The 25722-nt window shown below is 70.2% G+C and carries 30 protein-coding genes and 1 pseudogene; 11 read left to right on the top strand and 20 right to left on the bottom strand.

Features of this window, described 5'->3' with window-relative positions; translation table 11 throughout:
- Positions 1–7: 7 nt before the first annotated feature.
- On the top strand, positions 8–1858 hold the full coding sequence (locus HHL28_RS02175) for an AI-2E family transporter (protein ID WP_404326298.1): 1851 nt from the start codon (positions 8–10) through the stop codon (positions 1856–1858).
- Positions 1859–1871: 13 nt separating this feature from the next.
- On the opposite strand, the gene HHL28_RS02170 is transcribed toward HHL28_RS02175, so the two are convergent.
- Positions 1872–2576, bottom strand: coding sequence for a DUF3047 domain-containing protein (locus HHL28_RS02170; RefSeq protein WP_075771921.1), 705 nt, complete (start codon positions 2574–2576; stop codon positions 1872–1874).
- Between the two features lie 74 nt (positions 2577–2650).
- Here HHL28_RS02170 and HHL28_RS02165 point away from each other — a divergent pair, with 74 nt between their 5' ends.
- On the top strand, positions 2651–2878 hold the full coding sequence (locus tag HHL28_RS02165; protein ID WP_075771920.1) for a hypothetical protein: 228 nt from the start codon (positions 2651–2653) through the stop codon (positions 2876–2878).
- Between the two features lie 47 nt (positions 2879–2925).
- Here HHL28_RS02165 and HHL28_RS02160 read toward each other — a convergent pair whose 3' ends face one another.
- Positions 2926–5019, bottom strand: coding sequence for a TonB-dependent receptor (locus HHL28_RS02160; protein ID WP_075771919.1), 2094 nt, complete (start codon positions 5017–5019; stop codon positions 2926–2928).
- Positions 5020–5320: 301 nt separating this feature from the next.
- Between HHL28_RS02160 and HHL28_RS18165 the strand changes: the two genes are divergently transcribed.
- Positions 5321–5470 (top strand): hypothetical protein, encoded by a 150-nt coding sequence (locus HHL28_RS18165; RefSeq protein ID WP_404326296.1) that lies wholly within the window; start codon positions 5321–5323, stop codon positions 5468–5470.
- A 205-nt stretch (positions 5471–5675) separates the two neighbouring features.
- On the opposite strand, the gene HHL28_RS02150 is transcribed toward HHL28_RS18165, so the two are convergent.
- From HHL28_RS02150 to HHL28_RS02140, 3 genes are all read right to left on the bottom strand, one after another.
- Entirely contained in the window at positions 5676–6965 is a 1290-nt protein-coding gene (locus tag HHL28_RS02150) for a pentapeptide repeat-containing protein (protein ID WP_075771917.1), read from the bottom strand.
- 98 nt (positions 6966–7063) lie between these two features.
- A complete protein-coding gene (locus tag HHL28_RS02145) occupies positions 7064–7327 on the bottom strand; it encodes a hypothetical protein (protein ID WP_075771916.1) in 264 nt (87 codons plus the stop codon).
- 3 nt (positions 7328–7330) lie between these two features.
- A complete protein-coding gene (locus HHL28_RS02140) occupies positions 7331–7687 on the bottom strand; it encodes a DUF962 domain-containing protein (protein ID WP_075771915.1) in 357 nt (118 codons plus the stop codon).
- Between the two features lie 143 nt (positions 7688–7830).
- Here HHL28_RS02140 and HHL28_RS02135 point away from each other — a divergent pair.
- A pseudogene (locus tag HHL28_RS02135) lies at positions 7831–8858 on the top strand (aspartate-semialdehyde dehydrogenase).
- 157 nt (positions 8859–9015) lie between these two features.
- On the opposite strand, the gene HHL28_RS02130 reads toward HHL28_RS02135, so the two are convergent.
- From HHL28_RS02130 to def, 7 genes are all read right to left on the bottom strand, one after another.
- A complete protein-coding gene (locus HHL28_RS02130) occupies positions 9016–9480 on the bottom strand; it encodes a RidA family protein (RefSeq protein WP_083699224.1) in 465 nt (154 codons plus the stop codon).
- Positions 9481–9576: 96 nt separating this feature from the next.
- A complete protein-coding gene (locus tag HHL28_RS02125; RefSeq protein WP_404326293.1) occupies positions 9577–9939 on the bottom strand; it encodes a type II toxin-antitoxin system death-on-curing family toxin in 363 nt (120 codons plus the stop codon).
- A gap of 24 nt (positions 9940–9963) precedes the next feature.
- Positions 9964–10188: a hypothetical protein gene (locus tag HHL28_RS02120; RefSeq protein WP_075771912.1), complete on the bottom strand. Its 225-nt coding sequence runs from the start codon at positions 10186–10188 to the stop codon at positions 9964–9966.
- A gap of 72 nt (positions 10189–10260) precedes the next feature.
- Positions 10261–10776, bottom strand: a complete 516-nt coding sequence (locus HHL28_RS02115) for a thioredoxin family protein (RefSeq protein ID WP_075771911.1) — start codon at positions 10774–10776, stop codon at positions 10261–10263.
- 26 nt (positions 10777–10802) lie between these two features.
- Positions 10803–11207 carry a hypothetical protein gene (locus HHL28_RS02110; protein ID WP_075771910.1) on the bottom strand — a complete coding sequence of 135 codons (405 nt, stop codon included), beginning with the start codon at positions 11205–11207 and terminating at the stop codon, positions 10803–10805.
- A 241-nt stretch (positions 11208–11448) separates the two neighbouring features.
- Positions 11449–12168: a COQ9 family protein gene (locus HHL28_RS02105; protein WP_169654594.1), complete on the bottom strand. Its 720-nt coding sequence runs from the start codon at positions 12166–12168 to the stop codon at positions 11449–11451.
- A gap of 93 nt (positions 12169–12261) precedes the next feature.
- The gene (def, locus tag HHL28_RS02100) at positions 12262–12807 is read right to left on the bottom strand and encodes a peptide deformylase (RefSeq protein ID WP_075771909.1); all 546 of its coding nucleotides are present in this window, start codon (positions 12805–12807) and stop codon (positions 12262–12264) included.
- Between the two features lie 302 nt (positions 12808–13109).
- Here def and rpsU point away from each other — a divergent pair, with 302 nt between their 5' ends.
- Positions 13110–13313, top strand: a complete 204-nt coding sequence (gene rpsU / locus HHL28_RS02095; protein ID WP_012567245.1) for a 30S ribosomal protein S21 — start codon at positions 13110–13112, stop codon at positions 13311–13313.
- 163 nt (positions 13314–13476) lie between these two features.
- Here the strand turns inward: rpsU and HHL28_RS02090 are convergent, their stop codons facing one another.
- Positions 13477–13668: a hypothetical protein gene (locus HHL28_RS02090; RefSeq protein ID WP_075771908.1), complete on the bottom strand. Its 192-nt coding sequence runs from the start codon at positions 13666–13668 to the stop codon at positions 13477–13479.
- A 185-nt stretch (positions 13669–13853) separates the two neighbouring features.
- On the opposite strand from HHL28_RS02090, the gene HHL28_RS02085 reads away from it, so the two are divergent.
- Positions 13854–15335 carry an SGNH/GDSL hydrolase family protein gene (locus HHL28_RS02085; protein WP_075771907.1) on the top strand — a complete coding sequence of 494 codons (1482 nt, stop codon included), beginning with the start codon at positions 13854–13856 and terminating at the stop codon, positions 15333–15335.
- A 5-nt stretch (positions 15336–15340) separates the two neighbouring features.
- Here HHL28_RS02085 and HHL28_RS02080 read toward each other — a convergent pair whose 3' ends face one another.
- Positions 15341–15685: an HNH endonuclease signature motif containing protein gene (locus HHL28_RS02080; protein WP_075771906.1), complete on the bottom strand. Its 345-nt coding sequence runs from the start codon at positions 15683–15685 to the stop codon at positions 15341–15343.
- 162 nt (positions 15686–15847) lie between these two features.
- On the opposite strand from HHL28_RS02080, the gene HHL28_RS02075 reads away from it, so the two are divergent.
- Together HHL28_RS02075 and HHL28_RS02070 are read left to right on the top strand one after the other, a co-directional pair.
- Positions 15848–17227 carry an MFS transporter gene (locus HHL28_RS02075; protein WP_169654592.1) on the top strand — a complete coding sequence of 460 codons (1380 nt, stop codon included), beginning with the start codon at positions 15848–15850 and terminating at the stop codon, positions 17225–17227.
- A gap of 206 nt (positions 17228–17433) precedes the next feature.
- Positions 17434–18069, top strand: a complete 636-nt coding sequence (locus tag HHL28_RS02070) for a glutathione S-transferase family protein (protein ID WP_075771904.1) — start codon at positions 17434–17436, stop codon at positions 18067–18069.
- Positions 18070–18224: 155 nt separating this feature from the next.
- Here the strand turns inward: HHL28_RS02070 and HHL28_RS02065 are convergent, their stop codons facing one another.
- From HHL28_RS02065 to HHL28_RS02055, 3 genes are all read right to left on the bottom strand, one after another.
- On the bottom strand, positions 18225–18512 hold the full coding sequence (locus HHL28_RS02065; protein WP_404326291.1) for a hypothetical protein: 288 nt from the start codon (positions 18510–18512) through the stop codon (positions 18225–18227).
- 80 nt (positions 18513–18592) lie between these two features.
- Positions 18593–19792: a hypothetical protein gene (locus tag HHL28_RS02060; RefSeq protein ID WP_075771902.1), complete on the bottom strand. Its 1200-nt coding sequence runs from the start codon at positions 19790–19792 to the stop codon at positions 18593–18595.
- Between the two features lie 200 nt (positions 19793–19992).
- A complete protein-coding gene (locus HHL28_RS02055) occupies positions 19993–20742 on the bottom strand; it encodes a creatininase family protein (RefSeq protein WP_075771901.1) in 750 nt (249 codons plus the stop codon).
- A 135-nt stretch (positions 20743–20877) separates the two neighbouring features.
- Between HHL28_RS02055 and HHL28_RS02050 the strand changes: the two genes are divergently transcribed.
- Positions 20878–21069, top strand: coding sequence for a hypothetical protein (locus HHL28_RS02050; protein WP_075771900.1), 192 nt, complete (start codon positions 20878–20880; stop codon positions 21067–21069).
- 246 nt (positions 21070–21315) lie between these two features.
- On the opposite strand, the gene HHL28_RS02045 is transcribed toward HHL28_RS02050, so the two are convergent.
- Complete coding sequence (locus HHL28_RS02045) at positions 21316–22095, bottom strand: LytTR family DNA-binding domain-containing protein (protein WP_083699223.1); 780 nt, start codon at positions 22093–22095, stop codon at positions 21316–21318.
- Positions 22096–22289: 194 nt separating this feature from the next.
- Here HHL28_RS02045 and HHL28_RS02040 point away from each other — a divergent pair, with 194 nt between their 5' ends.
- On the top strand, positions 22290–22760 hold the full coding sequence (locus HHL28_RS02040; RefSeq protein ID WP_075771899.1) for a YybH family protein: 471 nt from the start codon (positions 22290–22292) through the stop codon (positions 22758–22760).
- A gap of 322 nt (positions 22761–23082) precedes the next feature.
- Here HHL28_RS02040 and HHL28_RS02035 read toward each other — a convergent pair whose 3' ends face one another.
- On the bottom strand, positions 23083–24312 hold the full coding sequence (locus tag HHL28_RS02035; protein ID WP_169654590.1) for a GGDEF domain-containing protein: 1230 nt from the start codon (positions 24310–24312) through the stop codon (positions 23083–23085).
- A gap of 140 nt (positions 24313–24452) precedes the next feature.
- Between HHL28_RS02035 and HHL28_RS02030 the strand changes: the two genes are divergently transcribed.
- Positions 24453–25193 carry a hypothetical protein gene (locus tag HHL28_RS02030; RefSeq protein ID WP_075771898.1) on the top strand — a complete coding sequence of 247 codons (741 nt, stop codon included), beginning with the start codon at positions 24453–24455 and terminating at the stop codon, positions 25191–25193.
- A 42-nt stretch (positions 25194–25235) separates the two neighbouring features.
- Here HHL28_RS02030 and HHL28_RS02025 read toward each other — a convergent pair whose 3' ends face one another.
- Positions 25236–25691: a hypothetical protein gene (locus HHL28_RS02025; protein WP_075771897.1), complete on the bottom strand. Its 456-nt coding sequence runs from the start codon at positions 25689–25691 to the stop codon at positions 25236–25238.
- Positions 25692–25722: the final 31 nt, after the last annotated feature.

Below are 25722 nucleotides of genomic sequence, written 5' to 3'. Positions count from 1 at the left end.
CGGGGCGGTGCCCGTCCGCTCCGTGGCGCCGTCCGGCAGTGCCCAGACCATGGTCATCGTCGGGGTGGTGGTGGTGCTCGCCCTGTACTTCGGGCGCGGCATCCTGGTCCCGTTGGCGCTGAGCATCCTGCTGGCCTTCGTGCTGGCCCCGCTGGTGTCCCGGCTCAGGCGCTGGCACCTGGGACGCATCCCGTCGGTGCTGCTGGCGGTGCTGGCGGCCATCTCGGTCTTCGCCGGCATCTTCACCATCCTGGGCTACCAGGCGGTGGACCTGGCGGAGAACCTGCCGAAGTATGAGGACAACCTCAGCGCCAAGATCCGCGCCCTCCGCCCCGCCCCGGCGGAGGGCGGCTTCATCGAGCGGACGACGGAGACGCTGAAGCACCTGGGCCAGGAGCTGAAGGACGTGGCGTCCGGCGGGGCGGAGAACACCCCGCCCCAGACCCCGCCGAACCAGACCGGCCCCAATCCCGGCCTGGTCCCCGGCCAGACGGAGCCAATCCCCGTCCGGATCGAGGCCCCGCCGCCCAACCCCTTCGCCATGCTGACGGAGTTCGGCGGGCCCCTGGTCTCCCCCCTCGGTACGGCGGGCATGGTCCTGCTGTTCGTGGTCTTCATCCTGTTGCAGCAGGAAGACCTCCGCGACCGGCTGATCCGCCTGGCCGGCGCCAATGACCTCCGCCGCACGACGGAGGCGATGGATGAGGCGGGGGAGCGGGTGACCAGGTACTTGGTCACCCAGCTCATCCTCAACCTGCTCTACGGCATCCCCATCGGCGTCGGCCTCTGGCTGATCGGCATCCCCAACGCCGCCCTGTGGGGCCTGCTGGCCACCACCCTGCGCTTCATCCCCTATCTGGGTCCCGTGCTGGCCGCGATCCTGCCCATCACCCTGTCCTTCGCCGTGGACCCGGGCTGGACCCTGCCGCTGCTGACCCTGGCCCTGTTCTTGGGCATCGAGCTGTTCAGCAACAACGTGCTGGAGCCCTGGCTCTACGGCACCAGCACGGGCCTGTCCTCCTTTGCCATCATCGTGGCGGCCATCTTCTGGACCTCCCTCTGGGGCCCGCTGGGGCTGCTGCTGGCAACGCCGCTGACCGTGGTGATGGTGGTGCTGGGGCGGCATGTCAGGCAGTTGGAGTTCCTGGCCGTGCTGCTGGGCAACGCCCCGCCCCTGCCGCCGGCGGCCCGCATATACCAGCGCCTGCTGGCCCGCGACCCGGACGAGGCGGCGGAGATCGCCGACGAGGATCAACGGCCGGACGTGACCGTGACCTATGAGCAGTCGCTGCTGCCCGCCCTGATGCTGGCGGAGGCTGACCGCAGCCGCGGCAACCTGGACGAGGACACGCTGGTGGCCCTGCGCGACGGCATGGAAGCCGTGGCCACCTACTTCGCCGACGCCCCCGACGAGGGGCCGGACACCCCGCCGCCCCCGCCGCCCCGCGGCCGGGTCCTGTGCATCGCCGGCCGCAGCCACCTGGACGAGGCCGCCGGCCTGCTTCTGGCCGACCTGCTGGCGCGGGACGGCTGGCAGGCCGACACCCTGCCCTGCGACAGCGCCAGCCCGCGGCGGATCCGGGATCTGCCCCGGGGGGATATCCGCGCGGTGCTGCTGTCCTACCTGACCACCGGCACCGGTCGCCACGCCCAGCGCCTCGCCTACCGGCTGCGGCGCTATTTCGGGCCGGGCGTGCCCATCCTGCTGGGCATGTGGGACGGCGGCACGGTCAACCCCGCCCCCACCGCCCCCGACGCGGTGGCCAACACCCTGTCCCAGGCCCGCAACCTGGTGGACGAGCTGGGCCCCCGCGCCTGCGACGACGCCATCGGCGTGAAGCCCGCGGCGGCGGAATAAGGGGCGATGGCGGTCAGGGACACCGGTCCACGAAGGCCGGCGGGGTGATGGCGGCGCGGACCGTGCCGCCGGAATCCTCGCTGTCGCTGGACAGGGCCAGGTAGCTGGCCGGCGGGTCCTCCCCGTCGAAGGCCGTGCGGTAGTCCGCGCCCAAATCGACGCAGGCGCCGACCCACTGGCCTGTCGGCGCCCCCGGCCCTTGCAGCACCACCAGCCCCCCGGCATCCCCCATATAGGGGCTGGGGAAGCGGGCGCCCGCCGGGTCCAGCCCACCCCAGACATAGGAGAGGACACGGCCATCCGGCAGGTCGCCGGCCATGGCCCGGCGGACGAAGCCGAACATGCCGGGGTCACGGGGGAAGAACACCGTCACGGCCAGGGGCCGGTCATCCGTGCCCTTCCTGCGCAGGTCGGTCGCCGGCGGCGCCTGGTCCACCCGCCAGCGCCACGCCAGGAAGCGGGTGGGCTTGTCGGCCTTGCGCACCAGGAAGCCCACGGCACTGTCGGCGCTGACCGCCACCGCCCCGTCGGGGCCCGGGGCGAAGCCGGCCAGGGGCTTGCCGGGCCGGCGCAGCACCTCCCACCCCGCCTCCGCCAGGGCAGGATGCGTGGCCGCCGCGTCCCGCTCCAGGCCCGCCCAGGCGGGGCCGGCCAGGATGCCGATGGCAAGGAACACCAAGGCCGCCAAGCCGGGGAAGGCCCCTCCCGACAGTGCCATGCGCGCCTCCGTTGCAACCCTGGGCCGCCGGCCCTGTTCACAGGAAAATCTACCACGGAGCACGGAGATCAAGCATGTCCAATGGATTAGCCGCGCTGGCCGGCCTGTCGCTTCTGGCCCTCACCGCCTGCGGGACGACGGGGGAGGAGCGCGCCGCTTCCGGCGGGCTGGGCGGTGCCGCGGCAGGCGCCTTGGTGGCCGGCCCCATCGGCGCGGTGGTGGGTGCCGCCGCCGGCGGCGGCACCGGTTCCGCCCTGGATGAGGGCGTGGACAAGAAGGTCGAGGACGCCACGAAGAAGTGAGCGCACCCGGCGCGCCCGCTCGACCCGCGGGCGCGCCGGGGCCTCGCTCAGAACCCCGCCTTGACGGACAGGCGGATGTCGCGGCCCGGCTGGGGCAGGCGGTCCTTCAGGAAGCTGGTGCTCAGCCGCACCTCCTCGTCCGTCAGGTTGCGGCCCTCCAGGAACAGGGTGATGTCCCGCTCCGGGAAGGGGTGCCAGTCGATGCCGGCGTTCAGCACGGTATAGCCCTTGGTCTCCGTCTCGAAGGCGGCGGCCCGGTCTTGGCGGTCGGCCCATTCCACCTCCGCCCGCACGGCCCAGGCGGCGCTCTCCAGCTCGGCGCCGACGCGGAAGGACAAGGGCGGGATGCGCGGCAGGGGCTGGTCCGTGTCCTTGTTGGTGGCCTTCACGTAATCCACCGCCCCGTCCAGCCGCAGGCCAAGGTCGTCACGGCGCCACGCCTCCACGCTGGCCTCCAGCTCGAAGCCCCAGAAGCGGGCGTCGGCCCCGCGGAAGGCGGCGACGGGCAGGCCGTCCTCTTCCTCCCCGGTGAAGTCCTCGAAGATGAAGCCCTTGTAGTCCGTGTAGAACAGGTTGGCCGCCCCGGTGACCGGGCCGCCGGCCTTCTTCAGGGTCAGCTCACCGCCCAGCCCCCTTTCCTTGCCCAGGGTGGGGTCGCCCACCTCATAGGTGCCGGTGGCGGCGTGGGGGCCGTCGGACAGCAGCTCTTCCGCGTTGGGTGCCCGTTCCGTGCGGGCCAGGCTCAACCCCGCCAGCCAGCCCTGCCCGAAGCTATAGGCCAAGCCTGCCGAGACGCTGACCGGCGTGAAGTCCCGGTCGAAGCCCAGATCGCCCGCCTTTACCGTCTGCCGCTCCACCCGCAGGCCCGCCTCCGCCGACCAGGGGCCGAAATCCAGCCGCTGCACGGTGAAGGCGCCGTACTGCCAGGTCTTGGCAGGCGGCACGAAGGCTTCCTCCCCGCTGGCCTCGAAATCCCGTTGCAGCACCTGCACGCCCACGGCACCGGTCAGCGCCCCGACCGGCTTCTGCACCAGCTCCAGCCGCCCCTCCCAGCCATCGTTCAGGAAGCGGGTGCCCACCTCCTCCCCCTCCAGTTCCTTGTGCTCATAATCGGCCCAGCCCAGGCGGATCTTGGCCTGCTGGAAGGCCAGGAACTCCCGGTTCACCTCGCCCATCAGGTCGACGCGGGTCTGCTCCAGGTCGATGCGCACGCCCTCATGGCCGTGCTCCTCCCCCTCCTCGTGGTCGTGGCCTTCCTCTTCCTCATGCCCATGGCCACCGCCGGGGATGCCATAGTCGGTCAGGTAGCGGCTGGCGCTGAACCCGAAGAAGCCCCAGTCGCCCACCACGGACAGGCCGCCCGTGGCGCCGAACTGCTCCAGGTCGCTGTTCTCCACCCGGCCGCGCGGCTCCTCCTCCCCGGGCTCCGGCGGCTCGGCCAAGCGCAGGGCGCGGGAACGGACGAAGCCCGGCGCCTCGTAGTCGTCGGTCTGGCGGTTGAAGGCGTCCACATGCAGGACCAGGTTGGGCGCTGCCGCCACATCCACGCTGCCGGCGGCGAAGCGCTCATCCGCGTTGCTGCCATATCCCAGCCGCACGAAGCCCGCCGCCCCGTTGGCCGGCGCCTCGACCGGGATGCGCCCGTCCAGCACGTTGACCACGCCGCCCACGGCGTTGGAGCCATAGAGCAGGGTCGCGGGCCCCCGCACCACCTCCACCCGCTTTGCGGTGGCGAGGTCGATGGCGGGGGCGTGGTCCGGGCTGGTGGTGCTGGCGTCGATGCTGCCGATCCCGCCCACCAGCACGCGGATGCGGTCGCCGCCCAGGCCGCGGATCACCGGCCGTGATGCCCCCTGGCCGAAGCCGGTCTGGCTGATGCCGGGCAGGCGGGACAGTGTCTCGCCGATGTTGGCGGACAGGGCGCGGTCCAGCGCCTCCCCCGCCAGGACCGACGTCCCCTGGAGCACGTCGAGGCGCGTCGAGCGGAGGGGGGAGGCGGTGACCACCACCTCCTCCAGCGTGGTGCGGCCATGGCCGCCCTCCGGGGCTTCCAGCTCGGCCGGCGCCTGGGCCAGAGCCGCGCCCGCCGTGAACAGGCCACCCATCACCGCCGCCACCGCGGCCAGCTTCACCGTCGACATCCCTAACCAGCTCCTTCCGGCGGCACCCGACCGGCGCCTTGAATGTTATGTTATAACATGGCGCCTTCTAGGCCGGGGATGTGCCGCCGTCAACCCACCCTGTCGGCAGAAGGGACGGAACCGTCAAGGGTCGTGCCGGGTTTCCCTTGGGAGACCGCGGGCGGACCCGCGGCATTTCCAGACATCGGGAGCACGGCATGCAGATCGAGCACGCGATCCAGGACGCCTATGGCCAGCTGTTCGGCGGGGAGCAGAACCTGTCCTTCGGGAGAAGGCCCTGTCCATCGGCCTGGGCCTGATCATGGCGGCCGGCGGCCTTCGCCGGGCGGACGGGCCGGGCGCCATCATGGGGCTGGCGGGTGCCGTGATGGTGGCACGCGGGATGAGCGGCCATTGCGCCGTCAAGTCCATGCTGACGCACCAGGACCAGCCGCGCGGCTACATCCACTGATCCTGGTTCCCCGGGGTGGGCTCATACCAAGCGCATGGGATTTGACCCATGCGCTTGGAGGCCGGCGACCGCCGGCCCGCGGGCACGTGCCCGCGTAAGCCAAGGGCGCGGATGCGCCCGCCCGGCGCTTGAGGGAGCCGTTGATCGGTCACGATCGACGGCGGCCAGTATCAGACGCCTGAGGCTGCCCCCGGGCACAGGGCCATCAGTCCCGCAGGGCCTGCGCCAGCACCGCCCCATCCAGGTCGGCGCCGTCCAGCCGCGCCCCGCGCAGGTCGGCGCCGCTGAAGTCCGCATCCCTGGCGATGACGCCCCGCAGGTCGGCCCCTTGCAGGTTGCAGCGTTGCAGCCGCGCATGGTTCAGGCGGGTGGGCCATCGGCGGCCCGGGGTCTCGGTACTGACCAGGGGCGAGAGCACCGCCCCGGCCAGGCTGGCGCCCGACAGGTGGGCCCGTTCCAGGTTGGCGCCGCGAAGGTCCACCCGTTCCAGCCAGCCCTCCCGCAGGTCGGCGCATTCCAGGTCGGCCATCACCAGGCAGGCGCCCTGGGCCACCACCTTGCGGGCCATCACATAACCCAGCCGGGCGGCGGTCAGGTTCAGCCCCCGCAGGTCCTGGCGCGACAGGTCCCGGCCCGCCAAGTCGGCACGCCGGCCGGACCGGCCGGTGGACTGCACCCAATCCGCATGCTGGCGGAGGAGGTCCTCCGTGGGTTCATCCCCCACGGCGCTGCCGGGCAGCATCGCCCCGGCATGGCGCAGGTCCCCCAAGGCCCGGGAATCCAGGATCGCGCCACGGAAATTGGCCCCTTCCGCCATGGCGTCGCGCAGGAGGGCATCGGTCAGCAGGGCGCCGGCGAAATCCGCCTCCTGCAACCGGGCGCCCTGGAGGTTGGCCCCTTCCAGGTTGGCCCCCCGGAAGTTCGCGCCCCGCAGGTCGGCGCCACGCAGATCCACCTGGGCCATCTTGGCATCGCTGAAGTCCGCCTTCAGGGTCACGGCCCCGTTCAGCTTGGCCCCGGTGAAGTCGGCGGAGGCCGCCACCACGGCCGCCAGGTTCGGCACCCGCCCGTCGAAGGCCTGGGGCAGAGGCTGGCCGCCCCGGTAGACGGCCAGCACCGCTTCCCGCACGTCCGTGTCGCGCAGCTTGGCCCGGGTCAGGTCGGCACCGCGCAGGGTGATCCCCCGCATGTCGGACTTGCTGAGGTCGGCCTGCTGCAGGTTGGCCAGCCGCAGGTCCGCGGCGAACAGGATGGCGCCCTTCAGCTTGGCACCCACCAGTTGCGCCCGGTCCAGCCGGGTGCCGGTCAGTTCCGCGTCCGACAGGTTCACGTTGGAGAGGTTGAGCCCGCGCAGGTCGCACAGCACGAAGTTCAGGCGGGCCCCACCCATGCGGCCGTCCAGCAGCCTGGCATGGCGCCTCACCGCCTCGATCACCTCGTCCGTGGACGGGCGGCGCCAGGTCTGTTCCCCCAGCTCGCCCTGTTCGGTCTGCATGTCGGCCAGCCCAACCCGAAAGAGACCACGCGATGGTAGGGCAGGTCAGGGCCCTCGCCTAACCCAATCTGGAATTTCCGCAAAGATTCCGCAGCCGCTCAGGTCACGAACTTCCGCGCGTTGGCCACCATGGTGGAATACATGGTGCGGATGAAGTCCGTGGGCCGCAGCCGGCCCATGGGGATGTTCTCCGACGCGTAGGTCACCAGCTCGTCCGGCGGCTTCACCGGCACCACCTCGAACCCGGCCTTGCGCAGGGCCTCGACCACGGCCTTGGCCTGCTTGCTGTAATCCTCGTTGAACCAGCTCTTGTCGGCGTTCTTGATGGCCAGCGCGATGGTGTCCTGGATCGGCTGCGGCACCGCTCAGGCCTCCAGCGCCTTGGCCGCACCGGTCACCCCGGCCCGCCGCAGCTCCGGCCCCAGCTTCCCGGCCAGGAACAGGAAGTACATCTTGTAGTCCGCGGCCAGGGACCAGAGCGGGTAGGTGAAGGTGGCCGGGCGGTTCCGCTCAATGCCGAAATGGCTGACCCAGGCGAAGAAATACCCGCTGAGCGGCATGCCCAGCAGCCACCAGGGGTTCGCCTGCACGATGGCCAGGACCAGGCAGGCCAGCGCCAGGGTGCTGCCCACGTAATGGAAGGCCCGCGTCTTCGCCAGGCTGTGTTCCCGCAAGTAGAAGGGCCAGAATTCCGCGAAGGTCCTGTAGGCGCGTTCCGCCATGGCTGCATCCCTCCCGCCTGTGCGGCGCGGGTGGCATTTCCTTGCCAAGCCCTGCCCGCATCCATAAGTCAAAGGCTTGTCATCGGCTTGTCAAGCCGTGTCCGCCCGCAAAGGCGCGGGCCATCGGATGTGGGGATTTGGCTATGGGCTACAAGGTCGCCGTGGTGGGCGCCACCGGCAACGTCGGGCGGGAGATCCTGCAGATCCTGACGGAGCGGCAGTTCCCCGTGTCCCAGGTGGTGGCCCTGGCGTCAGAACGGTCCGCGGGGCGGAGGTCAGCTTCGGCGAGGACGACGTGCTGCGCGTGCAGGACCTGTCCAGCTTCGACTTCAGCGGCACGGACATCGTGCTGTCCTCCCCCGGCGCCAAGGTGTCGGCCCAGTTCGCGCCCAAGGCCGCCGCGGCCGGGGCGGCGGTGATCGACAACACCAGCCATTTCCGCATGGACCCGGACGTGCCCCTGGTGGTGCCGGAGGTGAACCCGGAGGCCATTTCCGGTTGGCGCAAGAAGGGCATCATCGCCAACCCCAACTGCTCCACCATCCAGATGGTGCTGGCCCTAAAGCCGCTGCACGACATCGCCCGGATCAAGCGGGTGGTGGTGGCCACCTACCAGTCCGTCTCCGGCGCCGGCAAAGAGGCGATGGATGAGCTGTTCACCCAGACCCGCGCCATCTATGTGAACGACCCCGTGAAGCGGGAGAAGTTCACCAAGCAGATCGCCTTCAACGTCATCCCCCACATCGACACCTTCATGGACGACGGGGCGACGAAGGAGGAGTGGAAGATGGTGGTGGAGACCAAGAAGATCCTGGACCCCGCCATCAAGTTGACCGCGACCTGCGTGCGCGTGCCCGTCTTCATCGGGCATTCGGAAGCCATCAACGTGGAGTTCGAGCGCCCCATCAGCGTGGAGGAGGCCCGCGCCGCCCTGCGCCAGGCACCCGGCATCGGCCTAGTCGACCACCGGGTGGATGAGGGCTACGTCACCCCGGTGGAGGTGGCGGGGGAGGACAAGGTCTTCGTCAGCCGCGTCCGCGACGACAGCACCGTGGAGAACGGGCTGAGCCTGTGGGTGGTGGGCGACAACCTCCGCAAGGGCGCCGCCCTCAACGCCGTCCAGATCGCCGAGGCCATGATCCGCGACGGCCATATCGGCCCGGCGGAGTGATGGAAGCGGCATGAGTCATCGACCCATGCCGCTGACGGCCGGCAACTGCCGGCCCGCGCACTCGAGTGCGCGTGAGCCAAGGGCGCGGATGCGCCCGCCCGGCGACTGAGGGGGCTGTTGATCTGTTACGATCAACAGCCAGTGGCATGAAACAGGGCTACTTCGCTTTCCTCGCCGTCACCTTGATCTCCACCAGCCCGCCATCCGGGACCAGGCGCACGACCTGGATGGCGGTCCAGGCGGGGAACGGGGCCTTCACGTAGCGGTGCTTCACCGCCACGATGGGGTCCAGTTGGGCCTTCAGGTCGGTGTGGTAGGTGGTGATGTCCACCACGTCGCCCCAGCCCACGCCGGCCCGGGCCAGGGTCTTGCCGATGTAGTCGAAGGCGCGGGTGAAGGCGGCCTCCAGGTCCGTCTCCCCCGGCCGCAGCCCCGCCACGACGCCCGACAGGTAAACCGTGTCGCCGGACACCACCGCCTCGGCGAAACCCCATTCCTCGAACACCTTCCCCATCTGCGGGTTCTCAGGCATCAGGACCGTCCCGTCCTGCCGCGCCCCCGCCAGCGCCGCCCCCGGCAGCATCACCGCCAGCACCATGGCGGCCACCATCACCTTCCGCATCACGCGCTCTCCCGACCAACCGGATTTCGGCGCGGACCGTAGCAGGCGGGGTGTGACGTGACAGTTTCAGGATGTAACGGGGGTGTAAGGACGTTTTCAGGCCCGCACGGAGTTATCGCGAAGCCAATTCGCCAATTCGGACTCGCTCACTGTTCCTGCTGCCACGCCATAGAACATGGCGTACCGCACATCCTGCGACGCGGTCAGCTTGAAGCCGTGCGCCCGGAGAAAAGCCAGGCAGAGAACGAAGGCCGTGCGCTTGTTCCCATCAACAAAGGGATGGTTCTTTGCCAATCCCCAGCCATAGCAGGCCGCGAGGTCGAACAGGTCGGGCTGCCCATAGGCGTGTAGCATCTGGGGCCGTCCCAGAGCGCCCTCAAGCAACCCGACGTCGCGGATACCCAACCCACCCCCATGCTCGGCAATCTGTCGCTCATGGATCAGCAGGGCAAACTCCACCCCGATCCATTTCCACCCGGCCATCTATTTCGCCAGCTGCTGGAGGACCCAACGGTTCTCCTCCATGACCTCCTCCGCCGCAGAGAGGAGGTCGGCGAAGTCGTCGGGGGCTGCCGTCAGGCGGACATCCCCATCATGGTCATTGGCCATGACGATGCCGCCCTCGGAGATGTTGAGCCGGCCGGCCATCTCCAAAGGCAGTTCCAACAGGACCCGTCCATCCACGACCGTGGCCTTAAGCGCGTTCATCGGCGACCTTCGCACCAGGGCATCCCACCCATTAACGGCAGGATACGCCCGATCGCCCGCCTCTGCCAGCCCTCACACCCCGCGGCCCTTGGGGGCCCAGGCCTCCAGGAAGGCCTTCACCTTGGTTACGTCGTGGCCCTTGCCCTGTTCCTTCGGCAGTTCCAGCTGGCCCGTGTCCTGGCTGTGCAGCAGCTTGCCGTCGGCATCCAGCACGAACAGATGCGGGTAGCCGGCGACCTTGGGGTACTGGCTGAGGAAGGCCTTGTTCTGGTTGACCTTCTTGTCGTAGTGCACCTTCAGCAGGACGAAATTCTTGTCCCGCAGGGTCCGCAGCTCGGCGTTCTGCTCGAACAGCCCGTCCAGCAGCTTGCACCAGATGCACCAGTCGCCGCCCACATCGATCAGCACGTGGCGACCGGTCGCCTTGGCGTCCGCCAGGGCGGCGTTCAGGTCAGCAGCCGGGTCGCGGGCGGGGTCGAAGGCCTGGGAATAAGCGGGCAGCCCCTCCCCCGCCGCCATTGCCGGCAGGGTGGGGGCCGACAGCAGCAGGGCGGTGGCAGCCAGGAAGGCGAAACGGGTGCGGCGCATGGCGGTGTTCCCTGGACGGACGGGCGTCAGCCCTGGAGGGTGACGGACAGGTCGCAGGCCGTGGAGCCCAGGCCGCGGCTGAAGAATCGCACGATCATCCCGGCCTTGTCCCGCACCGGCAGGGCCAGGGTCTGGCCCGGGCCCAGGTTCAACTGCTTGCCGGTGGAGGCCTGGGAGGACTCGGTGACGCTGTATTCCAGCGTGCAGCGCTTGTTGCCCTCATTGGTGAACACGGCCTGGCCGGGTCCGGCGATCTTGAACTCGAAGCTGTTGCCCTGCTCAAAGTCCACGCGGCCGCGGCAGGGCGTGGCGGGGCTGACCTGGCAGCCATACTCCCCCTTGCGCTGCGGGGGCTGTACCTGCGCCCCGGCGGGGGCGGCGAGGGGGGCAAGGATGGCGACGGACAAACAGGCGGCGAGGGTCAGGCGCATGGCGGCTCCGGCGGCGGCGACATCTCCGGCATAGACCTAGCTCGCCCGGCGCACAAGGGGGAGAGGGGCGTCCCGCCAAACGCGCCGTCACCTAGGAGGAAGAGCGTTCCCAGCGTCGCTGGGAACGCTTCGGCGGCGACTGCCGCCGCGCGACCCCGTGGTCGCGCAAGCCAAGCCGCGGATGCGGCGCCGGCGCTTGAGGCGAACGAAAAAGCTGGCCGCCCCAGCTTGCCTGGGGCGGTCAGCGCATCCCGGCGCGGAAATGTTTGGCCAGGCGCCCCGGCGTCGGAAGCTTGGAGAGGAGGCTGCCGGCGTTCTTCAACTGGCCGATGCCCTTGCCCACCGCCATCACGTCGTTGATCCGGCGATCCAGGAAGGACCAGGTCTTCTCGTTGCCCTCGCTGCGGTCGTCCAGCCAGACAAGCGTGGTGCTGGCCACCACCCCGCCCAGCAGCAGGCGCTTGGTGTAGAAATTATAGTCGGTGGAGGTGTCGCCGGCGGCCAGCCACATGGCGTCCACCGTGCGGTACAGGATGCGCGGCCCCAGCCCCGCCACCTGCGGCAGGGCCAGGAACGAGGCGGAGCGGCGCACCGCCTCCTTGTGCGGGCCCAGCACCTCCAGCCGCGTGCGGACGGCCAGGGTCACCCGCTCCCGCACCTTCAGGGCCATCAGGTCCTGCTCCGCCAACCGGTCCAGCATCTTCCGGTCAGCCCAACCGCTGAAATGCTCCACCACCTGGGCCATGCCGTCGGGGAAGGCGGCCAGCGCCTCCTCCTTGGGGTAGCCGGCCGACTCGGCGGCGCGCAGCAGGGCGGCCCGGGTCCAGCCGTCGAAGGCCACCTCCGGCAGCATGGCTTCCAGGATGGCGTCGCGGCGGGCGGTCAGCTCGTCCATGAAGCTGCCCTCGGAATAGGAACCCTCCGGCCAGTCGCCGAAATCCGGGGTCGCGTCGGTGGTCATGGCGGAAGGCTCCGCTGGTGTTGCAAAGGGTTGCCGGGAAGATGGGACGGCCGGGCCGCCGCGGCTAGGCTTCATCGCGCCGCAGGGGCCCCCTCACCGTGGGGTGAGCACGTCCGGCCCGAAGTACTTCATCTCCTCGGTGAAGCTCAGCTTGGCCATGTCCGGCATGCGGTCCAGGTACAGCACGCCGTCCAGATGGTCCATCTCATGCTGGATCACGCGGGCGTGGGTGCCCGTCGCCTCCCGCTCCACCAGGTTCCCGTCCAGCCCCACGCCGCGGTAGCGGATACGGTTCCAGCGCGGCACCACCCCGCGCAGGCCGGGGATGGACAGGCAGCCCTCCCAGCCCAGCACCGTCTCATCCGACAGGGGCTCAAGCTCCGGATTGATCAGCACCTGCGGCTCCAGGGCCGTGTCGCCCGGCTGGCCGGTGGCCCGCTCCCCCGGCACGCGGAAGACGATGATGCGCCAACCTACATGCACCTGGGGCGCCGCCAGCCCGATGCCCGGCGCGTCCACCATAGTCTCGATCATGTCCATGGCAAGCTGCCGCACCACGGCGGGGATGGGCAGCTCCACCGGCTCCGCCCGCCGGCGCAGCACCGGGTGACCCATGCGGGCGATCTTCAGGATGGCCATGCTGTTCCCTGCCCCTTCACCTTTTCCAGATGGATGCCCTATAGCAGCATTCCGCCGTTGGTTCCCCTATCTGGTCGTGAGTCACGATACGGCGGCGCATGACCGCCCTGTGCACGGAATCCGACTCTCCCGCCGTCACCAGGGCTTCACAAAGCGCTCGGCACCGTGTTATAGCACCACACGACTGGATCGGGCAGATGCGCGTCCTTACCGGCCGCGTCTGCCCTTTGTTCATTCGTGACATGAAACCCGCGTGTCCCCGGCCTCGCCGGAGCCGCGCATGATTGGAGTGGTGACGACCCGTGCAAGTACTGGTTCGTGACAACAACGTCGATCAGGCCCTGCGCGCGCTGAAGAAGAAGATGCAGCGCGAAGGCATCTTCCGCGAGATGAAGCTGCGCCGGAACTACGAGAAGCCGTCTGAGAAGCGCGCCCGCGAGAAGGCGGAAGCCATCCGCCGCGCCCGCAAGCTGCTGCGCAAGCGTCTGGAGCGCGAGGGCTACTAACCAGCCCTCGACCGACAAAGGCCGGGTTCTACCCCGGCCCGTCGGGATTCCAGGACCTGACGGTCGCCGACAGGCCCGCTCGTCACGAGCCAGAGCCGCCCCGCTTTCGCAGGGCGGCTTTTGGTGTTTTCGAATTCGAAAGTCGGTTTTGGGGCCTTGGCGATCAGCCACCCCGGCCGTGGGTATGGCTGCCCTTGGCCTGGCCCTCGCGGCCCTTGGCCTTGGGATCCTCCGCCGCCTGCTCCGACTCGATCCGGCGGACATCCTTGTCGCCGCCCACATGGGGGGCATTCCCCTGGCTGGCCTTGGCGGGGATGCCGTCATCGGTGTCGATGTTGCGCGGGTTCTTCGGCATGGGGCTCCTCCATTCTGGTAAGGGCCCCAACCGCCCGTCCCGCCGACCGTTCCGCTGCCGGCACGGTGCCCCGGGGAAAAGCGGGTCACCTCCCGAAGATGCCACCGGGACCTTCCCGGCCCGGGTCCACAGTACCCGGCAAGGCACCGCCGGCATGGTCCGGCCCGGCAGGGGGAGGGACGCCCATGAAGCTCTTCACCATCGGCGACAGCATCTCGCAAGGCTTCATGTCCCTGGCGGCGGCCAGGACGGAGCTGAGCTATTCCACCCTGGTCGCCAAGGTCCTGGGTCTCCGCCCGGAGGTGGACTACCCCATCCCCACCTGGCACAAGGGCGGCCTGCCCCTGAACATCGAGAAGCTGCTGCGCAAGCTGGAACGGCGCTATGGCGCCAACATCCGCGGCCCCATCGAGTGGCCCCTGGCGCTGCTGACCATCGAGGACATGCTGGACGACGTGGAGGACCATTACGAGCGGGGCAGCGGCAACATCGCCATGCCCCAGGCCGGGCCCACCGAGTTTTTTCCCAACGTCTCCGCCCGCGGCTTCACCGTGGGCGACGCATGGATGGTCACGCCGGACTGGTGCGTCGACCAGATCGTCTCCGACCGGGACATCGACGACAATTCCTTGGGCCTGCCGAACAAGAGTTTCGCCCGCACCGCCCACGCGGTGCTGAACCCGTCCCGCGCCAAGGTGCATGGCGGGAAGTCGCAGGTCGGCTGGCTGGAGCACCATGCAAGGCATGAGGGGGTGGAGAACGTGGCCCTCTGGCTGGGCTCCAACAACGCCCTGGGCACCGTGCTGGACCTGAAGATCAAGTGCACCGACCAATCCCCCGTCCCGCCCCTGGACCTCAGCGTGGAGGACCGGGACGATTACAACCTGTGGACTCACGAGCATTTCGCGGCGGAGTACGAACTGCTGCTGGACAAGGTGCTGGCCGCCCTGCGGCACAACAAGGCCAAGGACTGGCGGATTTTCGTCGCCACCGTCCCCGCCGTCTCCATCGCCCCCCTGGCCAAGGGCGTGGGCACCTGGGAGGGGCGGGAGGACCCGTTCGGCGTGCTGCCCGGCACCTCGGCCCAGTATGCGGAGCTATACACCTACGTGCTGTTCGACGAGTCCTTCGCCCGGCGCACGGGCCGGCGGCTGATCCGGGACGAAGTCTACCGCATCGACAAGACCATCGCCGCCTACAACAGGGACATCCGCAGCCTGGTGGAAGCGGCCAACGGCAGGCTGGACCGGCCGCGGCTGCACATCGTGGACATCAACGACGCCCTGCTGCGGGCGGCCTTCAAGCGGAACGGGGGCAACCCCAGCTACCCGTTCCCGGCGGAGCTGCGGGCCGGCAACGAAGATGGCGGCGTGCCGCTGGTCAACACCGTCTATTACCATGTGGACCGGAAGGGCACGCGGTTGAACGGCGGGCTGTTCAGCCTGGACGGGGTCCACCCCTCCGCCATCGGCCACGGGCTGCTCGCCCTGGAGTTCCTGAAGGTGATGCAGGCAGCAAAGGTCCCCCATGCCGACCCGGACAAGCTTGACTGGACCGCCATCAACGCCAGCGACACCCTGTTCAGCCACCCCATCAAGCTGATGCCGGAGCTGTACGACAACACACGCCTGGCGGAATGGCTGGTGGAGCGGTTCGCCGGCGTCTGACCAGCCTATTCCCGGCTTTTCCGCCGGAACGTCGCCTTGGTGAATTCCGGCGGCTTGCGGGCCACCCAGCGGATGAAGTCGGCGATGGCCGGGTGTTCGCGCAGGGCCTCGGCCGTGTTGTAGCGGTCGCGGAGTTCCTTCTCGGTCAGCTCGGCGTGGATCTTGCGGTGGCAGACCCGGTGCATGGGCACCGTGTGCTTCCCGCCCTCGCTCTTCGGCACCAGATGGTGCAGGTCCACGCTGGGCCCCGCCAGCATGGGCCGGCCGCAGAGGGGACAGGGGCCCAGGCTCTCCCGCGGCTCCTCTCGGCGGCGGGGCAGGTCCGGGGGCAAGGGGTCCAGGCGGCGCATGGGGCCTATATGGCTGACAGGCAGGCAAGGCCCAAGGGGCTGCGGCACCCTGGCTGGCCGGCAGTCCTGCATCCCGCGCGGGGGCGCCCTGTGCGTGGGGGGCTGACGGTCCGCGTCCGCCGACTGTAGATCAGGGCACGTCCCCCGAACCGGAGCCTGCCCATGGCCGCCGCCCCGGGGCGCAGCCGGATCGTACCGCTGATCGTGGCCTGCGCCCTGTTCATGGAGAATCTGGACAGCACGGTGATCGCCACCGCGCTGCCGACCATGGCGCGCAGCCTGGGCACCGACCCGCTGCACCTGTCCACGGCCATCACCGCCTACCTGCTGAGCCTGGCGGTCTTCATCCCCCTGTCCGGCTGGATGGCGGACCGGTTCGGGGCGAGGGCCGTGTTCCGCAGCGCCATCCTGGTCTTCACCCTGGGCTCCGCCCTGTGCGGCCTGGCGCAGAGCCTGCCGGAGCTGGTGGGCGCCCGCATCGTGCAGGGCATGGGCGGGGCGATGATGACGCCGGTGGGCCGCCTGGTCCTGCTGCGCTCCATCCCCAAGGCGGAGCTGGTGGGCGCCATGGCCTGGCTGACCGTGCCGGCCCTGGTGGGGCCGGTGCTGGGGCCGCCGCTGGGCGGCTTCATCGTCACCTACGCCAGTTGGCGCTGGATCTTCTACATCAACCTGCCCATCGGCCTCCTGGGCTTCTTCCTGGCCAGCCGCTACATCCCCGACGTGCGGGAGCCGGCGACCCCGCCATTGGACCTGGTGGGCTTCATCATGCTGGGGGCCGCCCTGTCCGGCCTGATGTTCGGGTTCGAGAGCCTGGGCCGCGGCGGCCTGCCCGCCTGGACGGTGCCGGCCCTGCTGGGCGGCGGGGCCTTGGCCCTGGCCGCCTATGTCTTCCATGCCCGCCGCGCGGCGCACCCGATCCTGCAATGGGCACCCATGCGGGTGCGCACGTTTAGCACCTCCGTCCTGGGCGGCAGCCTGTTCCGCATCGGCATCGGGGCCCAGCCCTTCCTGCTGCCCCTCATGCTCCAGGCGGGGTTCGGCCTGTCGGCCCTGTCGTCCGGCCTGATCACCTTCGCGGGTGCCCTGGGTGCCATCGGCATGAAGCTGGCGGCCAGCCGGGTGCTGCGGCGATTCGGCTTCAAGCCGGTGCTGCTGCTGAACGGGGCGATCAGCGCCTGTTTCCTGGCCAGCTTCGGCCTGTTCGGCCCCACCACGCCGGCAGCGCTGATGCTGTCGGTGCTGCTGGCCAGCGGCTTTTTCCGCTCCCTCCAGTTCACCGCGCTGAACACCCTGGCCTTCGCCGACATGCCGAAGGAGCTGATGAGCCGGGCCACCAGCTTCTCCGCCGTGGCCCAACAGATGTCGCTGACGATGGGCGTCGGCGTGGGCGCCATGGTGCTGCATCTGGCGCGGGTGAACGCGGGGCGGGAGGAGCTGGCGGCCACGGACTTCTGGCCGGCCTTCCTGGCGGTGGGCGTGGTCTCGCTGCTGTCCGTGCCCACCTTCCTTTCCCTCCCCGTGACGCGGGCGCGGAGGTGAGCGGCCATGCCGGGACCCGCGCCGAGGTCACGGACAAGACCCGGGCGGCGGCGGAGGCCGATTGACCGCCGGCCCGCGGATGCGGGCGCTTGAGTGTCCACAAAGGGTCCTGGCATGACGGCCATGCTTGGCGGATGGGGTTCCGCCCTCGGCTGTTGGCCTTATACTCCCACCAGAACGAAGGGGTAGACGCCGGGGAGGCGACGATGATCGAAGTCCATCACCTGAACAATTCCCGCTCGCAGCGCGTGCTGTGGCTGCTGGAGGAATTGGGCATGGACTACAAGGTCATCCGCTATGAGCGCGACCCCAAGACCAACTTCGCCCCGGCGGAGCTGAAGGCCATCCATCCCCTGGGCAAGTCCCCCGTGATCCGGGAGGGGGAGCTGGTGCTGGCCGAATCCGGCGCCATCGTTGAGTACCTGGTGCAGCGCCACGGCCATGGCCGGCTGGTCCCGCCGGAGGGCTCGGCGGAGGCGGTGCGCTACCTGCACTGGATGCATTTCGCGGAGGGGTCGGCCATGCTGCCGATCCTGCTGAAGCTCTATACCGGCCGCCTGGGTGACGCCGCCGCACCGCTGAAGCCCCGCATCGACGGGGAAATCGCGGCCGTCCTGTCCTACATGGAAGGCGCCCTGGCCCGCTACCCCTGGTTCGCGGGTGAGGATCTGACCGCCGCCGACATCCAGATGAGCTTCCCGGTGGAGGCGGCGGCCCGCATGGTGGGGCTGGCCCGGTTCCCCAACCTGGAACGGTTCCTGAAGACCATCCAGGCCCGCCCCGGCTATCGTCGGGCCATCGAGCGGGGCGGCCCCTACCAGTTCGACCAGGCGGGTGAGTAATACCAAGCGCATGGGTTGTTCACTCATGCGCTTGGAGGCTGCCGACTGCCGGCCCGCGGGCCCATGCCCGCGTGAGCCAAGCCGCCGGATGGCGGCGCGAGCCTGCCCCGGCCCCCGAGCCCGGGGGCGCCTGAGGGGCCGTTGATCGGTCACGATCAACGGCGGCGGGTATAGGCCCTACCCCTTGTCGCGGGCCGCATCCGCCGGGGCGGCTTGGCGGCCTTGTCCCGGCCCTTGATGCGCTCGCACAAGGTCTTGACGTAGGTGTCCTTGCCCACGTCCTCCGCCCGCGGCGTGCGGGCGATCACCTCTTGCCAGCCATAGAGGCAGGACATCTCGTTCGCCACCTCCACGGAGCGCACGTCCAGCGCGTTCTCCTGGTTGCAGGCCGGCACCTCCACCGAGGACAGGCAGACGAGGACGATGGCGGCGAAACTGTCCATGGGGGCGCTCCTGGCTGGAACTCTGCTGCCCCAACAAGCTGGCGCGGGAAACGGCGCGGGCGAGGCCCCCGGGGACGCGATCAGGCCTGGACGTCCGTCGTCGCCCCGCGCGGGTCGGCCGGCGGGGCGCCATACAGCCAGGTGCGGCCGCCATGGGGGCCGTTGTCCAGCATGATCCGGTCCTCCGCCCCGATGTTGGTGATGGTGACGCTGCTGGTGGCCTGGGTGATGATCCTCAGGCTGTTGCCGTCCCGCTCCACCCGCAGGTGGGGGTCGTTGTAGAAGTTGGTGCTGATGGTCAGGACGGTCCCCGCCTCCCCCGCCTTGCCCAGGTCGATGGTGTCATGGCCGCCGTTGAAGCCCAGGCGGACGCCGTAGTTGCCGGCCGCCAGCTCGATCCGGTCATCGCCGTCGCCTGCGTCGATCCAGGTATCCCAGTCGGCAGGATCGGCCTTGTTCGCGTCCGCGGGCAAGGGCCGCGTCACCTCCCGCCCGCCGGTGAAGCGGATCACGTCGTCGCCGGCCCCGGTGGAGACCCCGACCAAGCCCCCGTAGGCCGAGCGGTTGATCGTGACGGTATCGACGCCGTCGCCCGTCCAGATGCGGGCTTCCCCATCCTGGGCCATGCGCATGTCGACGTTGACCGTGTCGCCGCCATTGCCCGTGTCTATGCTGGCGACGGACTTGCTCACGACACCCGACCCCGCCGTGGCGAGGTTGTTGCCCAGGGTCACGCCGACCACGTCGGCCGATGCACCGGTCTGGATGCCCACCGACGCCCAGGTGGCTTGGCGGTCGGGGTAGCCGCCATTGCTGACGCCCCCGTCGGACTGAACCGTCATCTCGGACCCGGAGGTCACGGTGGCCCTGGCGAACGCCGTGGCACCCCCGCCCACGCCGGCGGCGGACAAGGTGACCTCTCCCGTGGCCTGGCCCCTGAACTTGCTGACGGCATAGTTGGAGCGATGCCCAAACAGCGTCCCACTGGAACTGACCGACAGCAAGTCGCCCGTCGCCCCATCCAACTGCATGGCCGACGAGGACAGGGACCGGTTGGATTGGCCTCCCGGGAGCGACAGGACCCCATCCGCCGCGCCCCCGGAACCGACACGCACCTTCGCCGCCTTGGACAGCTCCACGATGACGGCAGAGGTCTGGTAATCGTCTTTGCCGGTGTCCAGCGGCGTCGCACGCCACCAGTCGGGGCGCTGCGCGCTCACCCGCTCGGTCACGGCAAACAGCTTGCCGATGGCCGACTTGCTAAGCAGCTCAAGACGCATGGCCGCCTCCCCGCACGGGAGCGGCCAGGGGGGCGGTCTCCCGCCTGGGCGTCGCGTTCATTTTGAACCCCATCCCAAGCCGGCGCTTTTGCACTGGCGCGATGGGGTTATCCTATGCTGCAACCGCCGGCATGGCAATCCCGCCGCCGTGCCGCGCGCGAATAGAATTATGCGTGCGCGGCCCGGGGAACGGACCCGGCCTACTCCCCCGCCTTCAGGAACGCCGCGTGCTTCTCCGCCATGTCCTCCACCGCCGCGGCCAGCAGGCGCCCGCCCTGCTCGATGGTGGCCAGGCCCGGGTTGCTGCCGATGCGGCCGTCCGGGTAGTTGCGGCGGTACTCGCCGGCGTCGGTCCAGCCCTTGCCGCTGGGGGCCACCGGCGGCTCATGCGCCGTGCCCTCCCGCGCCGTCTCCGGGAACAGGGCCCAGGTGACGGCGATCTCGCTGGCGGTGGCGTGGCTGCCATCCTGGCCGGCATAGAACTCCCGGCAGAGGGCGGGCACGCGGCTGCCGTCCCACCAGTTCACCAGGGCGCAGCGCACCCCCGCCCCCTCCCCCGCCAGGGATGCCTCCGCATAGAGCTCCTGGAAGGCCACGTTCACCGTGGCGATGTTGCCGCCATGGCCGTTGACGAACAGCACCTGGCGGAAGCCGTGCCGCCGCAGCGACGCCACCACATCCTTCACTAGGGCGATCAGGGTGGTGGGCCGCAGGGTGATGGTGCCGGTGAAGGCCAGGTGGTGGTGCGCCATGCCCACCGACAGGGTCGGGCCCACGATGGCGCCCACCGCCTCCCCCAACCCGCGGGCCACGGCCTCCGCCGTCAGCGCGTCGGTGCCCACCAGGCCGGTGGGGCCGTGCTGCTCGGTGGAGCCGATGGGGATGATGATGTCGGTCCGCCGTCCGAGATAGGCCTGCACATCGGGCCAGGTCATCAACTGCAGTTGCATCTCTGTCGCTTTCCCAGGGTTTCCACCCCATATAGCCGGTCTGGCCGCGGAGTCGAACCTTGGCGGATGGTGAGGGTTGGCACGGCCCTGCCGCATGGTCTAGGCTCTTGCCCCTCGCACAGCAAAGGAGCGCCCGTGAGCGACAAGACCGACGACCGGCGCAAGCTGGAGGAGATGACGGCCGCGTTCCTGGCCAAGGGCGGGTCCGTCACGAAGCACCCGCCTGGCGGGTCGGAGACCATCGTCTACAAGTATGGCCGTGGCCGCCCCGCCCGGGCGAAGGACCAGAAACCGGCCGAGGCCACCAAGACGGAGGGCGAGGGTTAGGACGCGCCCGGCTTCAGGTGCCCCGGCGGCGACCGCCGCCGCGGAACCCTATGCGCCTTTCAGCCAAGCCGCGGAGCCTGTGTCGGCGTGCGAGGAGCGGGAAGCTTCCCCGCCGCCCCTGGACTCGCGTGAATGCCGCTTGATGATGCGCGTGCCCATCTTCCCTGACGACCAGTCGGGAAGACAGCCATGCGCATCCTGGCCCTGACCACCGTGCGGCGCCTTGCGCTGTCGCTGCGGGGGCGCCTACTCCCCCACCCACCCGGCGTCCCGCACCGCCAGCCCGTAGCTGCGGCTGACCGGGACGCGTAGGCCGTTGGAGAGGACCAGCACCGTCCGGTCCCCTTCCCGCTCCGCCCGAACCACGGCCGGGCCCGCCACCCACCAGGACCGGTGCACCCGCAGGCCCGGCGTGCCCTCCAGCTCCGCCAGCGCATCGCCGAAGCGGCAGAGGATCAGGTCGGAGCCCAGATCGGTGTGGACCCGCAGGTAATGGTCCTCCGCCTGAACCGCCAGCAACGTGCCGCGCAGCTTGGCCGGCACCCGCTCCAGGAACCGGCAGGGCCCCGCCATGGCCCCGGCCACAGGCGCTTGTTCCGGTTCCGGAACCACATCCGCCGGCCCCGCCCCGGTTCGTTCCGGCCACAAAACGTGTCCGCGCAGGTACTCCAGCGGGATGGCCAGGGCCAGGGCGATCAGGCAGACGTCGCCATAGGTCTTCAGCATGGACAGGGGCGTCAGCACGCCGCCCAGCCGCAGCAGCGCCTCGGCCCATGCCACCTCGAAGGTGGTCGGGACGGCGCCCAGCAGGGCTGCCAGCCCCGCCTGCATCCATAGGGGCTGGTGCCTGACCCGTGGCCGCAGGGCATACAACACCACCGCCACCTGCACCCACAGGGCCGTGGTCAGCCCCAGCCAATAGGCGAAGCGCTCCGCCGTGGTCAGGTCGGCGAAGGTGCCGAAGGGCCCGATCCGGCCCAGCAACGCCCCCACGGCCAGCACCATGGCCAGGTTCCGGGCCGGCAAGGCCCAGCCCTGCGGCCCGCGAAGCGCCGATGCGCCACTGCCGTTCACGAAAATCCCTGGAAATCCGCGCAACACGCCTTTCCCCGCCCGCCCCGCCGGCCCTAGTGCTGCCACCCATCCTAGCGGGGCGGCCGCCGGTCCGCACCGGCGATCATGCCGGCGGCGCCCCATCCCCGACCATGGAAGGACCCACCATGCGCAAGACCGCCGCCGCCCTGCTCTGCCTCCTCGCCCTGGCCGTCCCCGCGGCCTTCGCCGCCCCGCCCAGTGAGCCCGACGCCGCCTCCCTGCGCGCCCTGGCGGAAGCCGGCGATACCGCCTGGAACGTCGCCGACGCCGCCGCCATGGCCCGGCTCTATACCGACGATGCCAGCCTGCGGGTGGGCCAGACCGCGGAGGCCGTCCGTGGCCGCGACGGCATCCAGGCCTATTTCACCCAGAGCTTTGCCCGCCGCCCGGGGCCGATGCGCCATGTCACCCAGATCCGGCACCTGGAGATGCTCACACCCGACATGGCCATGGGCGAGAATGACGTGCTGGTGGAAAAGCCCGACGGCCAGGGCGGCTGGACCACCGTGGCCCGCTTCACCAACCAGTCCGTCCTGGTCCGCGCCGGCAAGGGCTGGAAGCTGCACGCCGTGCGGGCGCAACTGGTGAAGGGCTGAAGAACCCGTGGGCCGGCCGGGGGGCGGCCTGCGCTGATGACTTTTGTCCTATTATGTGCCATACTGCCGCCCGGCGGCCCTCCCGGGGGCCGCCGGGTCTTGGACAGTGTAAACCGCCCCCTGTATCAGGGAATAATCCCGCCTGGGCCGCCCCGGGCGTCATCCCATCCTCCTTAATGAGACAAAGGTGACATGGTCCGAACCTGGTCGCGTTAGTCTCCTTAAGCCTGAAATCCTCGTGATTTCAACGCCCCGGAATGAGACACGTGTCACCTTAAGCGTCACCTTCGGTCACCTTAAGGTCACCTTTGGTCGCCCACCGTTACGCCACCGTGCGGGCCTTCTCGACCGGCTCGTCGGCGGGGGCCGGGTCGGGCATCACCGCCCGGTCGCGGCCCTGGTGCTTGGCCACGTACATGCGGCGGTCAGCCAGCTCCACCAGATGGGGCCAGTCCTGGATCCGGTCATGGCCCCGCTCCGCCACGCCGATGGAGGCGGTGATGGGCGCGCCGTCGGGACGCTGGCCAAGGCCCTGGGCGCGCAGGCGGCGGATCACGATGTCGGCCCCTTCCACGCTCGTGTTGTTCAGGATGGCCAGGAACTCCTCCCCGCCCCAGCGCACCAGCACGTCGCTGGTCCGCAGGCCGCGGCGCAGGCTGTCGGCCACCTGGCGCAGGGCCTTGTCCCCCTCCTCATGGCCGAAGCGGTCGTTGATGGCCTTGAAGTGGTCGATGTCGAAGAAGGCCAGGGTCAGCGGCGTGCCCTGGCGGGCGGACAGGCGGAACAGCAGGTCCAGCGTCTCGCAGCCGGACCGGCGGGTATGGGCCCCCGTCAGCGGGTCCGTCGTGGCCCTGGCCACCAGCGCCGCCATGTAGTGCAACTGGCTCATGCCGGAGAACATGGCCGCGCCCATCACCAGGGCCATCAGCCACAGGGTGGGCCCGTGCTCCAGCAGGGACGGCGTCTCCCCGCCCATGGCGATGCCCGCCAGGGTGAACAGGAAGGCGGGGATGGAAAAGACTAGCACCTCCAGCGCCGTCAGCGGGAAGATGGCGAGGCCGGCCAGAACCACGTTGGGCATCAGGGCATAGAGACGGGCCACCAGCCGCCCTTGCTCCGTCAGCTCGGTCCCGGACAGCACCAGCTCGGAAGCCAGGTAGAAGCTCGGCGGCACCAGCAGCAGGGCCAGCAGCATCAGGTCCGCCCGGATGCGCGTGGTGGTGGCCTGCCAGGGCCAGGCCAGCAGCAGGAAGGTGGCGCCGGAGGCGAGGCGCATGGCCGTCAGCACCGCCCATTGCGGCCAGGGGAAGACCATCCAGTCCAGCACGGACCACAGGGGCACCAGCACGGCGAACAGGGCCGCCACCAGCCGCACGCGGGAGATGATGACCGTGGCGGAGTGGCGGCGAACATGGGCGGCATGGCCGAAGGGGGCCAGCAGCTCCAGCAGCTCCTCCCCCCGCAGCCTCACCGGGGCGAACAGCTCTTCCGCCAACCGGCCCCGGGCCGGCGCGGCCTTTCCCGGGACGGGGCGGCTGGGGTGGTCGGGCATGGCGGGCCGTCGCGCGAAGGGGCTAGGGGAAGCGGTTGTCGCAGATAGCGCCCAAACCGGCCGCGGGCCTTGACCTGGGTCAAGCGCCGCGCCATCCAAGCGGCCACGTCCTTCTTCCGCGGCGCAACAGGCGAAGCCCCATGGCCCTCCCCGCCCTCCTCAGCAAACTCCTGGGCCGTGGCGGCGGCGACACGGGTGACGATTCGACCCGTTTCCGCATCGGGCTGGGGGACCAGGACGGCGCGCCGGTCTGGCTGGACCGGGGGCAGCTTTCCGGCCATGTGGCCCTGGCCGACCCCCGGCCCGAACAGCGCCGGTCCACCCTGATGGCCTTCGCGGGGGAGGCCATGCGCCAGGGCTCGGGCCTGACCTTCTGCTGCAGCGGGCGGGAAAACCTTTTCATGCCGGCCAGCGCCCTCGCCCGATCCTTCGGCCGGGGCGACGACGTGGCCCTGTGCATGGGCGACGACGTCCCAGGCGGCCTGTTCGGCGCGGTGCGGCACCGCCGCCTGCTGTTCGTGGCCCCGCCATGGGGCCCGGGCGGCGACCCCGTGGCGGCCCTGGCCCGGGTGGTGCAGGACCACCTCCGCCCCAACGGCACCCGCCTGCCCGTCCCGCCGGAACGGGAGGCGCCGCTGCATTACCTGCTGGTGGACGATTCCTACCGCTTCCCGCAGCCGGACTGGCGGGCTTTCCTGTCCATGATGCGGCGGGCCCGGATCGTGGTCATCGCCGCCGACCAGGCCCGCCCCACCGGCCACAAGGCCTTTGCCACGGTGCTGGAGGCGGTGGCGGACGGCCAGTCCCGCGGCTATCGCCGCTATGCCATGACCGGCCCCGCGGGCGCACAGACCCTGCGGGCACCGGACGCGAAGGGCTGACGGGCCAAGGCCTCCTGGGCCGTCCGGACCGTCCCCCGCCGATCAGGACCGCGCGGCCGCCAAGCGGGAGGCGTTGGACGTCACGCTGAGGTGGATGGGCGACAGCACCTCGGAGGCGGTGCGGACGGCCCGGGCGACGCTGTCCGCATTGTATGACCCGGTGCGGCCCAGGAGCGCCAGGAACCCGACGGGCGTCGGCCCTGCCGCGTAGGCCAGCACCATGGCGGTGGCGTGCGCCGCGGCAGCCTGCTGGGCAAGCCCGACCCCGAGGGCCAGGGCGGTTGCCGCGGAAGCGAAGGCGGCGACCTTCTCCGGCACCATGCGGCCCAGTTCCGCGTGGTCGGCGGACCAGGGCGCGACCGCCGCCTGGGCGATCAGGGGGCCCCGGCGGCCCACGACATAGGCCGCGGCGGTTGCCACCTGGAGGGCCGTGGTCGCCAGGATGGCCATGGTGGGCTCCGGCAAGGCCGGGACCGGGGAAGTTTGCGTCTCGTTCATCGTGTCGCTTTCAGGGGCGGGTCCGGGCAGG

This window comes from Aerophototrophica crusticola (assembly GCF_012913305.1).
GTDB lineage: Bacteria > Pseudomonadota > Alphaproteobacteria > Azospirillales > Azospirillaceae > Niveispirillum > Niveispirillum crusticola.
The sequence above is the reverse complement of the archived record's forward strand: the minus strand, read 5'-3'. Positions and strand labels throughout refer to the sequence as shown.